The sequence below is a fragment of the Martinezella calliandrae genome, assembly GCF_030272695.1.
GTDB classification, from domain to species: domain Bacteria; phylum Pseudomonadota; class Alphaproteobacteria; order Rhizobiales; family Rhizobiaceae; genus Rhizobium; species Rhizobium calliandrae.
Window position 1 is genome coordinate 1 of the sequence record NZ_JARFYN010000052.1, and the last position, 13,632, is coordinate 13,632.

The 13,632-nt window shown below is 59.3% G+C and carries 10 protein-coding genes; 6 read left to right on the plus strand and 4 right to left on the minus strand.

The genetic code is table 11. The features are described from left to right. Positions 1 to 152 precede the first annotated feature (152 nt). Entirely contained in the window at positions 153 to 2,954 is a 2,802-nt protein-coding gene (gene gyrA, locus PY650_RS28340) for a DNA gyrase subunit A (RefSeq protein ID WP_285883014.1), read from the minus strand. Positions 2,955 to 3,179: 225 nt separating this feature from the next. Between gyrA and PY650_RS28345 the strand changes: the two genes are divergently transcribed. Beyond that, complete coding sequence (locus PY650_RS28345; RefSeq protein WP_285883015.1) at positions 3,180 to 3,812, plus strand: MarC family protein; 633 nt, start codon at positions 3,180 to 3,182, stop codon at positions 3,810 to 3,812. A 69-nt stretch (positions 3,813 to 3,881) separates the two neighbouring features. On the opposite strand, the gene PY650_RS28350 is transcribed toward PY650_RS28345, so the two are convergent. Further along, positions 3,882 to 4,439 (minus strand): single-stranded DNA-binding protein, encoded by a 558-nt coding sequence (locus tag PY650_RS28350; protein ID WP_285883016.1) that lies wholly within the window; start codon positions 4,437 to 4,439, stop codon positions 3,882 to 3,884. A 290-nt stretch (positions 4,440 to 4,729) separates the two neighbouring features. Between PY650_RS28350 and uvrA the strand changes: the two genes are divergently transcribed. Continuing rightward, positions 4,730 to 7,651 carry an excinuclease ABC subunit UvrA gene (gene uvrA / locus PY650_RS28355; RefSeq protein WP_285883017.1) on the plus strand — a complete coding sequence of 974 codons (2,922 nt, stop codon included), beginning with the start codon at positions 4,730 to 4,732 and terminating at the stop codon, positions 7,649 to 7,651. A 29-nt stretch (positions 7,652 to 7,680) separates the two neighbouring features. Then, on the plus strand, positions 7,681 to 8,487 hold the full coding sequence (locus tag PY650_RS28360) for a DUF72 domain-containing protein (RefSeq protein ID WP_285883018.1): 807 nt from the start codon (positions 7,681 to 7,683) through the stop codon (positions 8,485 to 8,487). A gap of 6 nt (positions 8,488 to 8,493) precedes the next feature. Here PY650_RS28360 and PY650_RS28365 read toward each other — a convergent pair whose 3' ends face one another. Next, entirely contained in the window at positions 8,494 to 9,969 is a 1,476-nt protein-coding gene (locus tag PY650_RS28365) for an NAD(P)H-hydrate dehydratase (RefSeq protein ID WP_285883019.1), read from the minus strand. A gap of 347 nt (positions 9,970 to 10,316) precedes the next feature. On the opposite strand from PY650_RS28365, the gene PY650_RS28370 reads away from it, so the two are divergent. The 3 genes from PY650_RS28370 (at position 10,317) to hspQ (ending at position 12,689) form a co-directional block, all read left to right on the plus strand. After that, a complete protein-coding gene (locus PY650_RS28370) occupies positions 10,317 to 10,655 on the plus strand; it encodes a P-II family nitrogen regulator (protein WP_003539626.1) in 339 nt (112 codons plus the stop codon). A 62-nt stretch (positions 10,656 to 10,717) separates the two neighbouring features. Next, on the plus strand, positions 10,718 to 12,127 hold the full coding sequence (gene glnA, locus PY650_RS28375) for a type I glutamate--ammonia ligase (RefSeq protein ID WP_285883020.1): 1,410 nt from the start codon (positions 10,718 to 10,720) through the stop codon (positions 12,125 to 12,127). A gap of 232 nt (positions 12,128 to 12,359) precedes the next feature. Then, positions 12,360 to 12,689, plus strand: coding sequence for a heat shock protein HspQ (gene hspQ, locus PY650_RS28380; RefSeq protein WP_285867525.1), 330 nt, complete (start codon positions 12,360 to 12,362; stop codon positions 12,687 to 12,689). A gap of 133 nt (positions 12,690 to 12,822) precedes the next feature. On the opposite strand, the gene PY650_RS28385 is transcribed toward hspQ, so the two are convergent. Beyond that, on the minus strand, positions 12,823 to 13,482 hold the full coding sequence (locus tag PY650_RS28385; RefSeq protein WP_285883021.1) for an invasion associated locus B family protein: 660 nt from the start codon (positions 13,480 to 13,482) through the stop codon (positions 12,823 to 12,825). Between the last annotated feature and the right edge of the window lie 150 nt (positions 13,483 to 13,632).

Below are 13,632 nucleotides of genomic sequence, written 5' to 3' on the forward strand. Positions count from 1 at the left end.
GCCCTTCCGCAGTTGCGCTTCTCTTCGCTCGCCATGACCAGCTCACGGTGGGACTTCCACCCACAAGAATGCGCCCATGCTGGACGCACCAACAAAAAACCGGGCGGCCTAGGCCACCCGGTCTAAATTATTTCACATGCCGAGCTGGAACCTTATTCTTCGGTTCTGCCTTCGTCGCTGTTCGACACCTCGGCGTCGCCCATTTGAGCATCGTCCTCAGCGCCATTGTCGACCGCGTCATCCTCGCCCTCCGGCTCGCTGATGCGCTCGACCGAAACCACCTTTTCGTCCTTGGCGGTCGAGAAGATGGTAACGCCCTTGGTGGCGCGGCTGGCGATACGGATGCCGCCGACCGGAACGCGGATCAATTGACCACCATCCGATACCAGCATGAGCTGATCGCCTTCGTCGACCGGGAAGGCGGCGACAAGTTCGCCGATCTCGCTGGTCTTCGACGTATCGGTGGCACGGATACCCTTGCCCCCACGGCCGGAGATACGGAAATCGTAGGAGGACGAGCGCTTGCCGAAGCCCTTTTCAGAGACTGTCAGCACGAATTGCTCCAGCGCCTTCAGTTCCTCATAGCGTTCATCGCTAAGCTGTCCTTCTTCGGTGACTTCCTCTCCGACCAGCGCGATCTCCTCGTCCTCGCCAGTGGTCGAGCGACGGTCGCTGGCGGCACGCTTGAGATAGGCGGCGCGTTCCCAAGGCTCGGCATCGACGTGGTTGACAATGGTCATCGAAATGATGCTGTCGCCCGGCGCCAGTGTGATGCCGCGAACGCCGATGGAATTGCGGCCGGCAAAGACGCGGACGTCAGAAACCGGGAAGCGGATGCACTGGCCGAGCGCCGTCGTCAAAAGCACGTCGTCATGTTCGGTGCAGGTCTCGACTGAGAGGATTTCGTCGCCCTCTTCCTCGAGCTTCATGGCGATCTTGCCGTTGCGGTTGACCTGTACGAAGTCCGAGAGCTTGTTGCGGCGCACGGTGCCGCGCGTCGTCGAGAACATGACGTCGAGATTGTCCCAGGTGTCCTCGTCCTCGGGCAACGGCATGATGGTGGTGATGCGCTCGCCGGGCTCCAGCGGCAGCATGTTGATCAGTGCCTTGCCGCGTGACTGCGGCGTGCCGATCGGCAGGCGCCAGACCTTCTCCTTGTAGACGATGCCGTGCGACGAGAAGAACAGAACAGGCGTATGCGTGTTGAGAACAAATAGCCGGGTAACAAAATCCTCGTCACGCGTCGTCATTCCGGAGCGGCCCTTGCCGCCGCGGCGCTGGGCGCGATAGGTGGTCAAAGGCACGCGCTTGATGTAGCCGAGATGCGAAACGGTAACGACCATGTCCTCGCGGGCGATTAGGTCCTCGTCGTCCATCTCCAGACCGCCATCGACGATTTCGGTGCGGCGCGGAGTGCCGAACTCATCGCGAACAGCGATAAGTTCTTCTTTTACAATGGCTTGAATACGGACACGCGATGAGAGGATCTCGAGATAGTCCTTGATTTCCGCGCCGATCTTGTTGAGCTCGTCGCCGATTTCATCGCGGCCAAGGGCCGTCAAACGGGCAAGACGCAGCTCGAGAATGGCGCGCGCCTGTTCTTCTGAAAGATTGTAAGTGCCGTCTTCGTTGATACGGTGGCGAGGATCGTCAATTAGCCGGATAAGGGACTCAACATCTTCCGCCGGCCACCGGCGGGTCATCAGCTCTTCGCGCGCCGACTGCGGATCGGGCGCCCGACGGATGACACGGATCACTTCATCAATATTGGCAACCGCAATCGCGAGGCCGACCAAGACGTGGGCGCGTTCGCGCGCCTTGCGCAGCAGATATTTGGTGCGGCGGCTGACCACGTCTTCGCGGAAGGAGACGAAGGCCCTCAGCATGTCGAGAAGGGTCAACTGCTCCGGCTTGCCGCCGTTTAGCGCCACCACGTTGGCGCCGAAAGAAGTCTGCAGCGGCGTGTAGCGATAAAGCTGATTGAGGATGACTTCGGCATTGGCGTCGCGCTTCAGCTCGATCACCACGCGGTAGCCCTGGCGGTCGGACTCGTCGCGCAGGTCGGAGATGCCTTCGACGCGCTTTTCGCGCACGAGCTCGGCCATCTTCTCGATCATCGACGCCTTGTTCACCTGATAAGGAATCTCGGTGATGATGATCTGTTCGCGGTCGCCACGCATCGGTTCAATCGTCGCGACGCCGCGCATGACGATGGAACCGCGTCCCGTCTCGTAGGCAGAGCGGATGCCGGCACGGCCGAGAATCTTCGCGCCGGTCGGGAAATCCGGACCCGGGATGATCTGCATGATCTCCGGCAGTTCGATCGCCGGATTATCGATCAGCGCGATGCAGCCGTCGATGACTTCAGAAAGGTTATGCGGCGGAATGTTCGTCGCCATGCCGACGGCGATGCCGCCAGAACCGTTGACCAGCAAGTTCGGGAACTTCGCAGGCACGACGACGGGTTCGCTCAACGTGCCGTCATAATTCTCGCGGAAATCGACGGTTTCCTTGTCGAGATCGTCGAGTAACGAATGCGCCACCTTCTGCAGGCGGCATTCCGTATAACGTTCAGCCGCCGGCGGATCGCCGTCGACGGAGCCGAAATTGCCCTGGCCGTCGATCAGCGGCAGGCGAAGCGACCAGGGCTGCGCCATGCGGGCGAGCGCATCATAAATCGCAAGGTTGCCGTGCGGGTGGTATTTACCCATCACGTCACCGGTGACGCGGGCGCATTTCACATATTTCTTATTCCAGTCGATCCCGAGTTCCGACATGCCATACAAAATGCGCCGATGGACGGGCTTGAGACCATCGCGAACATCGGGAAGCGCGCGGCTGACGATCACGCTCATGGCGTAATCGAGATACGACCGCTGCATTTCCTCCATGATGGAAATCGGCTCGATGCCTGGCGGGAGCTTCCCGCCGCCGGGTGGTGTTTGCTCAGTCAAAACAGATCACGATCTCTTTTAGAATCACTGCGGAATTTATAGCCGAAAGGCCCAGCCAGCGCCAATTTTGACCGGTGCTTTTGAACAGGCTTTTGCCCTCTTAACCCGCCAAATCGAACATTTCCGTGGCAGAACGCCTCAGTCGCGCCGCATTGTGCTTTGCGAAACGTCATTCCTCGCATATCAATGGGCAAACAACAAATAGAAACATGTGCCGGGGATCATATGGCGAGCGCGGACACGCTGATCAATGCCTTCACAACGCTGCTCGTCACGGTCGATCCACCAGGTCTTGCTCCACTTTTCATCGGACTTACAACCGGCATGAACCGGGCTCAACGCCACCAAGTGGCATTGCGCGGCTCGCTGATCGCCTTCTTCATTCTGGCGGCCTTTGCCCTGTTCGGCGCCAGCGTGCTCGGCATCCTCGGCATTTCCATCGGCGCCTTCCGCATCGCTGGCGGCCTGCTGCTCTTCTGGATCGCTTTCGAGATGGTCTTCGAGAGGCGGCAGGACAGGAAAGAAAAGACGACGGAAGTCGCAATAACCAAGGATCATATCCAGAATATCGCGGTATTTCCCTTGGCTCTGCCGCTGATCGCCGGACCGGGCGCCATCTCAGCAACCATCCTGTTGGCCGGTTCGCTGCAGACCACGTTCGACCGAGCTCAATTGATCCTCGTCATCGCCGTCAATCTTGGGCTGGTCTTCGCCGCTTTGACGATCTCGGACAGGCTCGATCGCATGCTCGGAGCAACCGGCCGCGCCATCCTGACGCGACTGCTTGGCGTCATCCTCGCCGCACTCGCTGCTCAATTCGTCGTGGACGGTGCTCGGGCAGCCCTCAAAGTCGCATAAAAAAGGCCCGCCAGGAAAGGCGGGCCGTTCAGCCCCATTCGGCATGGCCAACCGATCAAGGTGGCGCGATCAAAACGGGATATCGTCGTCCAGATCACGCGAGAAATTGCCGCCGCCGCCACTTGCGGCGCCGCCACGGCTACCACCGGCACTGCGGCCAGAAGATTGCGACGAAGGCTGACCGTAGTCGTCACCGCCAAAGTCGCCGCCATAACCACCACCAAAGTCGCCACCGCGTCCACCGCGACCGCCTTCGACCGCGCCGCCGCCTTCACCGCGGCCATCCAGCATGGTCAGCGTCGAATTGAAGCCCTGCAGCACGACCTCGGTCGAATAACGATCCTGGCCGTTCTGGTCCTGCCATTTGCGCGTCTGGAGCGCGCCCTCGATATAGACCTTGGCGCCCTTCTTCAGATATTGCTCGGCGACCTTGCAGAGACCTTCGTTAAAGATCACCACGCGGTGCCATTCCGTCTTTTCCCGGCGCTCGCCGGAATTGCGGTCGCGCCAGGTTTCCGACGTTGCAATGTTGAGGTTGGCGATCGGACGGCCGTCCTGCGTACGGCGGATTTCCGGGTCCGCCCCGAGATTTCCAACCAGAATTACCTTGTTCACACTGCCGGCCATGTTACCTACCCTGCTTGCCGCCGATCGACGGCTCTGAAACTCTATCCACGCACCTTAGACCATTGCCACTATCAGGCGCTATTTAAGCGGCACCATCTGCGGCGGTCATCCACAGACATTATATGACATGCAGCCTTGACCCAAAGGCAAATTTGTTCTTTCTTTGTTCTAATTCACCTCTATGATCCTGTCAACCGAATCGAAAACCTGGCGCTCCCTTTGTTTTCAGCCTCGACTCACGGGCGGTCATCACTAAATAAGGGCAGACACCAAGGGACCAACAGACGACGATGAGCGAACTGAAGACTATTTCCATACGTGGCGCGCGCGAGCACAATCTCAAGGGCATCGATCTCGATCTGCCGCGCAACAAGCTGATCGTCATGACCGGCCTCTCAGGCTCCGGCAAGTCCTCGCTCGCCTTCGACACGATCTATGCCGAAGGACAGCGCCGCTATGTCGAGAGCCTGTCTGCCTATGCGCGGCAGTTCCTGGAGATGATGCAGAAGCCTGACGTCGATCAGATCGACGGCCTGTCGCCGGCGATTTCGATCGAGCAGAAGACTACCTCGCGCAATCCGCGCTCGACGGTCGGCACCGTCACCGAAATCTACGACTATATGCGCCTGCTCTTTGCTCGCGTCGGCGTGCCTTATTCGCCGACCACGGGCCTGCCGATCGAAAGCCAGACGGTCAGCCAGATGGTCGACCGCGTGCTCACCTTCGGCGAAGGCACCCGGCTCTATATCCTGGCGCCGCTCGTGCGCGGCCGGAAGGGCGAGTATAAGAAAGAACTGGCGGAGCTCATGAAAAAGGGCTTCCAACGCGTCAAGGTCGACGGTCAGTTCTACGAGATCGCCGATGTCCCCGCACTCGACAAGAAATACAAGCACGATATCGACGTCGTGGTCGACCGTATCGTCGTCCGGCCCGACGTCTCGGCGCGCCTGGCGGACAGCTTCGAAACGTCGCTGCGCCTTGCCGATGGCCTCGCTGTCGCGGAATTTGCCGACAAACCCCTGCCGCCGGAGGAAACCGCGGCCGGCGGCTCGGCCAATAAGTCGTTGAACGAGACGCATGAACGCGTTCTGTTTTCGGAAAAGTTCGCCTGCCCGGTCTCCGGCTTCACCATTCCGGAAATAGAGCCGCGGCTGTTCTCGTTCAACAATCCCTTCGGCGCCTGCCCGGCCTGCGACGGCCTCGGTTCGCTGCAAAAGATCGATCCTGCCCTGATCGTGCCGGAACCGGAGCGGACGCTGCGCGACGGCGCCATCGCGCCCTGGGCCAAGTCGACATCGCCCTACTACAATCAGACGTTGGAAGCGCTCGGCAAGCATTACGGCTTCAAGCTTGGCAGCCGCTGGAGCGAATTGTCCGAGATGGCCAAGGATGTCATCCTTAACGGCACCGAGGACAAGATCGAGTTTCATTACGCCGATGGCGCCCGGTCCTACACGACGCATAAGAATTTCGAAGGCATCGTACCGAACCTCGAACGCCGCTGGAAGGAAACGGACTCCGCCTGGGCGCGCGAGGAGATCGAGCGCTTCATGTCGGCGGCCCCCTGCCCGGCCTGCAACGGCTATCGCCTAAAGCCGGAAGCGCTGGCGGTAAAGATCAACAAGCTGCACATCAGCCAGGCGGCGGAAATGTCGATCCGCGTTGCCCGCGACTGGTTTGAAGCGCTACCTGAGACGTTCACTGACAAGCAGAACGAGATCGCCGTGCGTATCCTCAAGGAGATCCGCGACCGCCTACGTTTCCTCAATGATGTCGGCCTCGAATATTTGAGCCTGTCGCGCAATTCCGGAACCTTGTCCGGCGGCGAAAGCCAGCGCATTCGCTTGGCCTCGCAGATCGGCTCGGGCCTGACGGGCGTGCTCTATGTTCTCGACGAACCGTCGATCGGTCTGCATCAACGCGACAATGCCCGCCTGCTGGAAACGCTGAAACATCTGCGCGACATCGGCAACACGGTGATCGTCGTCGAACATGACGAGGATGCGATCCTTTCGGCGGATGATGTCGTCGACATCGGTCCCGCCGCCGGCGTGCATGGTGGCCAGGTAGTGGCACACGGCACGCCGCAGGACATCATGGCCAATCCGAAGTCGCTGACCGGCAAATATCTCTCCGGCGAGCTCGGCGTGCCGGTTCCAGACGAGCGCCGCAAGGTCAAGAAGGGCAAGGAGATCAAGGTCATCGGCGCGAGAGGCAATAACCTCAAGAACGTGACGGCCTCGATCCCGCTCGGCGTCTTTACCGCGGTCACCGGCGTTTCCGGCGGCGGAAAGTCGACGTTCCTGATCGAGACGCTCTATAAATCGGCCGCCCGCCGCGTCATGGGCGCGCGCGAAATCCCGGCCGATCATGATCGCATCGATGGCTTCGAATATATCGACAAGGTGATCGACATCGACCAGTCGCCGATCGGCCGGACACCGCGATCGAACCCGGCAACTTATACGGGCGCCTTCACGCCGATCCGCGATTGGTTCGCCGGCCTGCCGGAAGCCAAGGCGCGCGGCTATCAGCCCGGTCGCTTCTCCTTCAACGTCAAGGGTGGGCGCTGCGAAGCCTGCCAGGGCGACGGCGTCATCAAGATCGAAATGCACTTCCTGCCAGACGTCTACGTCACCTGTGACGTCTGCCACGGCAAGCGTTACAACAGGGAAACTCTGGACGTCACCTTCAAGACCAAGTCGATTGCCGATGTGCTCGACATGACAGTCGAAGAGGGCGTCGATTTCTTCGCCGCCGTTCCCGCCGTGCGCGACAAGCTGCAGTCCCTGAAAGATGTCGGTCTCGGCTATATCAAGGTCGGCCAGCAGGCCAATACGCTTTCGGGTGGCGAAGCGCAGCGCGTCAAGCTAGCCAAGGAGTTGTCGAAGCGATCGACCGGTCGCACGCTCTATATCCTCGACGAGCCAACCACCGGCCTGCATTTCCACGACGTCGCTAAACTCCTGGAAATGCTGCACGAACTGGTCAACCAGGGCAATTCGGTTGTTGTCATTGAACACAATCTCGAGGTCATCAAGACCTCCGACTGGATTCTCGACTTCGGTCCTGAAGGTGGCGACGGTGGCGGGGAAATCGTCGCCGTGGGCACGCCCGAGACGATCGTCAAGGAGAAGCGCTCCTATACCGGTCAGTTCTTGAAGGAATTGCTGCAGCGGCGGCCGATGAAAAAGGTGGCGGCGGCGGAGTGATCTAGCCGGGCCAATCAATGGAGGAGAGAATGACCACCAAAGGCACGATCCGAACCGGCATCGGCGGCTGGACCTTCGAGCCTTGGCGCGGGACATTCTATCCCGACAAGCTGAAGCAGAAGGACGAGCTCAATTTCGCCAGCCGCAAGCTGAAGGTGATCGAGGTCAACGGCACTTATTACAGCACGCAAAAGCCGGAGGTTTTCGCCAAATGGGCCGCCGATGTGCCGGATGGTTTCATCTTCTCCCTCAAAGCGACGCGTTTCGTCACCAACCGGCGCGTGCTCTCCGAGGCAGGCGAATCGATGCAGCGTTTTCTCGGATCCGGCATCAGCGAATTGGGCCCCCACCTCGGGCCGCTACTTTGGCAGTTCGCGCCGACCAAGAAATTCGATGCGGATGATTTCGAGGCGTTCCTGAAATTGCTGCCGGACAAACAGGATGGCTTGGCACTGAAGCATGTCGTCGAGGTCAGGCACGATACGTTCAAAGTGCCGGAATTCATCGCTTTGCTCGCCAGGTACAATGTCGCGCCGGTTTGCGCCGAACATTTCGAATATCCGATGATCGCCGATGTGACCGCCAATTTCGTCTATGCCCGCCTGCAGAAGGGTTCCGACGATATCAAGACCTGCTATCCGCCGAAGGAATTGCAGGCCTGGGCGAAGCGGTTGGAAACATGGGCCGAGGGCGGGATACCCGATGATTTGCCGTTGATCGATCCTCTTCGCAAGGTCAGGACCGAGCCGCGTGACGTCTTTGCCTTCATGATCCATGAGGGCAAGGTCAATGCGCCGCATGGCGCGATCGCGCTGCAGGAAGAGGTGGCGAAATAGCTGTTCCTAGAAGGGCGTGACGTGGGCGACGAGGTCTTCAGCCGTCAGCCCTTTTCCCGCCCGCTGCCCGGCCACGCCATGCAGCCAGACAGCGGCTGCCGCGGCTTCGAATGCGGGGGTCCCTTGCGCCAGAAGTCCGCCGATGACGCCGGCAAGCACATCACCTGAGCCGGCGGTGGCAAGCCATGACGGGGCATTGGCGTTGATCAGCGCCCGGCCGTCGGGTGCGGCAATGACGCTATCAGCGCCCTTATAGACGATGGCGGCATGAGCCCTGGCTGCCGCCGCCCTCGCCTTCTCGACCTTGCCCAACCTATTGTCCGCAGCGATATCGGGGAAAAGACGGGCGAACTCACCCTCATGCGGCGTCAACACCAGACGCGTCGGACCATCCGCAAAAGCATCGAATAAAGGCTGCGGATCATCGCGAAACGAAGTGATGCCGTCAGCATCAAGCACCAGATGGCGTTGACCGAGAGCCAACACAAATTGACGAGCCTTCTCGCCCGCGCCGAAGCCGGGACCGAGGACGAAGGTCGAGAGGCGCTGATCGGCGAGCCAGGCGCGCAAGGCGGTCTCGTCATCGACTGCATGCAGCATGATCGCCGTCAATAGGCCGGCATTGACGGCCAGTGCCTGTTCCGGCGAGGCGATGGTGACGAGCCCCGCCCCCGCCTTCAGTCCCGCCATCGCCGCCATGCGCGCCGCGCCCGTCGCGCTCGCGCCGCCGGAAAAGACCACGAGATGGCCACGCTTGTATTTGTGGGTGTCCGTGTCAGCCACAGGCAGGTCCGCCTGCCATTGCGCCGGCGTATTTTCGGCGGTCATGCCGTTTGCCTGCGCGCGGACAATGCGCGCGGGAATGCCGATATCGAAAACCTCCAGGATGCCGCAAAGGTCCCGCCCCGGCATCAAAAGATGTCCGGGCTTGCGGGTCATGAACGTGACCGTGCGTACGGCGCGGAAAGCGGCGCCGAGAACCTGGCCGCTACGACCATCAAGGCCGGAGGGCAAGTCGACGGCGATGACGGGAAGACCGGCTTGCGAAACCTTTGAGATGATTGCCGCGACTTCATCGGGGACGTGACGGGAAAGGCCGGCGCCGAAAATCGCGTCGATGACGATATCCCCAGGACGCGGCAAATAGTGCGCCGTTGTCTCGCCAACGACCGGACAATCCGCGAAGGCGCGAGCTGCATCGCCTTTCAGCTTTTTGGGATCGCCGAGATGAAAGAGCCCGACCTCTGCTCCGCTTTGCTCAAGTGCACGCGCCGCGACATAACCATCGCCGCCATTGTTGCCGGGACCGCAGAGAACGACATATCGCAAGGCCCCGGGGAAGTGCCGGAGAGCGCTCGCGGCCACCGCCTGGCCCGCCTTTTCCATGAGACCATAGGAAGAGATAGCCGACGCTGCCGCCGCTCGATCGACGGCAGCCATGTCATCGGGTGAAAGAAGCAGATCGGCGAGCGGTAACAACATGACGGACCTATTGAATGCGAAACCTGCCTGAAAAACAACCATCATTGCGCGGCTGAATTTGATTAATTTTTATGCATTTGCACAATATTGACCCACAAAGATTTAAATTATTGCGGAGGCATGGCTGTGAGGAATACAGCACTTTTTTCCAGAATTTCGCAAATCGCAGCCATCTCAGTGCGAAATCGCTTTCATTTTTCCGAAAAATCCTCATCAATCCGAGTTCTCGGCGTCAATTCGCTGAGATTTTTTACGGCAGGCCCCTGTGAACTGGCATGATACGTGCATCAGGTTGGTCAAGCGGGAGTAGTCCTGCTGTAACGGGAGAAGCGGAGAGACATTTTCTCATGAAAAAGATCGAAGCGATCATTAAGCCTTTCAAGCTCGACGAAGTGAAGGAAGCCCTTCAGGAAGTCGGCCTGCAAGGCATCACTGTCACGGAAGCGAAGGGCTTCGGTCGTCAGAAGGGCCACACAGAGCTCTACCGTGGTGCCGAATACGTCGTTGACTTCCTGCCCAAGGTTAAGGTCGAAGTCGTATTGGCCGACGAAAATGCGGAAGCGGTGATCGACGCTATCCGCAAGGCCGCGCAGACCGGCCGTATCGGCGACGGAAAGATTTTCGTCTCCAATGTGGAAGAGGTCATCCGAATCCGCACTGGGGAAACAGGTATAGACGCAATCTAATCGGCCCGGCCTTTTCTGGCCGCGGCCCATAATCGTCATCTAAGTCAAGGGAAAAAATTTTAATGACGACCGCAAGCGAAATTCTCAAACAAATCAAGGATAACGACGTCAAGTTCGTTGACCTGCGGTTCACGGATCCCAAGGGCAAGCTGCAGCATGTCACCATGGACATCGCCTGCGTCGACGAAGACATGTTCGCAGATGGCGTCATGTTCGACGGCTCCTCGATTGCGGGTTGGAAGGCCATCAACGAATCCGACATGGTGCTGATGCCCGATACCGATACGGTTCACATGGATCCGTTCTTCGCGCAGTCCACCATGGTCATCCTCTGCGACATCCTCGACCCAATCTCCGGCGAAGCCTATAACCGCGACCCGCGCGGTACCGCCAAGAAGGCAGAAGCCTATCTCAAGGCATCCGGCATCGGCGACTCGGCCTTCTTCGGTCCGGAAGCTGAATTCTTCGTCTTCGACGACGTCAAGTACAAGGCCGATCCCTACAATACCGGTTTCAAGCTCGACTCCAGCGAATTGCCGTCGAACGACGATACCGACTATGAAACCGGCAACCTCGGCCACCGTCCGCGCATCAAGGGCGGCTACTTCCCGGTTCCGCCGGTCGACAGCGCCCAGGACATGCGGTCGGAAATGCTGACGGTTCTCGCCGAAATGGGCGTCGTCGTCGAAAAGCATCACCACGAAGTCGCCGCCGCTCAGCACGAACTCGGCATCAAGTTCGATACGCTGGTGCGCAACGCCGACAAGATGCAGATCTACAAGTACGTCGTTCACCAGGTTGCCAATGCCTACGGCAAGACGGCGACCTTCATGCCGAAGCCGATTTTCGGCGACAACGGCTCGGGCATGCACGTTCACCAGTCGATCTGGAAGGGCGGCAAGCCGACCTTCGCGGGCGATGAATATGCAGGCCTCTCCGAGAACTGCCTCTATTACATCGGCGGCATCATCAAGCATGCCAAGGCGATCAACGCCTTCACCAACCCGTCGACGAACTCCTACAAGCGTCTTGTGCCTGGCTATGAGGCTCCGGTCCTGCTCGCCTACTCGGCTCGCAACCGCTCCGCCTCCTGCCGCATTCCGTTCGGCAGCAACCCGAAGGCAAAGCGCGTCGAAGTTCGCTTCCCGGACCCGGTCGCCAATCCATATCTCGCCTTTGCCGCAATGCTGATGGCCGGCCTCGACGGCATCAAGAACAAGATCCATCCGGGCAAGGCCATGGACAAGGATCTGTACGACCTGCCGCCGAAGGAGCTGAAGAAGATCCCGACGGTTTGCGGCTCGCTGCGCGAAGCGCTCGAAAGCCTGGACAAGGACCGTAAGTTCCTGACCGCCGGCGGCGTCTTTGACGACGACCAGATCGATGCCTTCATCGAGTTGAAGATGCAGGAAGTCATGCGCTTCGAAATGACACCGCATCCGGTCGAATACGATATGTACTACTCGGCATAAGAACCGAGGTGAAAGCCCCGGTTACGCCGGGGCTTTTGTTTACTGGCAAGCGTGAGGCAGACGCATTTCGGTCACGGCTGCCTTGCTGGACGTCACAATTCGTGTGTCGCGGAATCGAACAAAACTGGGCCCGCGGCGTTGATCGAATGTGACGGTTAGATGAAGGAATCGGGGCAAAATCCTTGATATCGGTGGTGAAACCCACCACATGATTGCTTGAAAGGAAGTCGCCATGAAACAACGAACTGCAAAATTCAATATCGGCGACGTAGTGCGGCACCGGATGTTTCCCTTCCGTGGTGTCATCTTCGACGTCGACCCGGAATTCGCCAACACCGAAGAGTGGTGGAATTCCATCCCGGTGGAAGTGCGGCCGAGCAAGGACCAGCCCTTCTATCACCTTCTCGCCGAAAACGACGAGACTGAATACGTCGCATACGTGTCCGAGCAGAATCTGATCAGCGACGAGAGTGGCGTGCCGCTTCGCAACCCCCAGATCGCTCAGATCTTCGATAAAGCCCCCACAGGCGAGTTCAAGCCCAAGATGAGCTTCGCCCACTAGGCGCAAATTATATGTAGGTTTTTCGAAAGGGAAGACGCCCCAACGTCTTCCCTTTCGTGTTTGTGGACATAAGGCAACAAAAAAGCCCAGCGCAAAGCCGGGCCTTTTCATGAAATCCTGAATGCGTCTAAGCTTACTGCTGCTTGGCGGCCTTCTGAGCGTCTTCCAGCTTCTTGCGGGCTTCTTCAGCCTTTTTCTGCATGCTGTCCTGCAGGCTCTTCTGGCTCTCGGCCAGCTTCGAATCGGAAATCGCTGCGCCGTCATAGGCCGCGCCGAAACCCTCGAGCGAGATCTTGATCGGGTTCGGAGCGCGACGGAAGTTGATCGAGGTGAAGGTGACGTCGGTGCCCTTCTTCAAAGACGCGATCATTGCATCGGTCAGCGGCACTTCGGCAGTGCACTTATCGGGAAGGCAGACGGCGTAATCGATCTTCTGGCCCTTGCCGCCGTCAACCTGCATGGTGATGCCTGGAGCGATCAGACGTGCGGTCGGAACGGAAATCTGCAGGATCTTGCGGTTGACCTTGCCGTCGATGGCGATGAGGCCGACTGCGGTCACCAACTGGCCGTTGTTGGCCATGATCAGGTTCTGAACGATGCAGATATCGGCGTCGTCCTGCTTGGTGCATGTCTTGTACCAGCCGAGGCGCGGCTGGTTGGCGTTGGCGCCACCGTCGGCGGGAGCTGCGTCTGAGGCATCCTGAGCGAAAGCAGCAGCCGGAAGCGCTGCACCGATCATAAGAGCCAGAGCAGAGAGTCCTGCCCGCATTTTGTTGTCAGTCTTGAACATCATAGCGAAAGCGCCTCCTGAAATCCGATGCGGGACGACAGCCTGCCGCCCCATGCCAATCGGGTCAATCCGCCGTCCACCTGTCGAAAGATTAAGGCAAATGCATGACCCGAGAAACCCGGCACCCCTGTTACATCGCACGGGCGACGATAT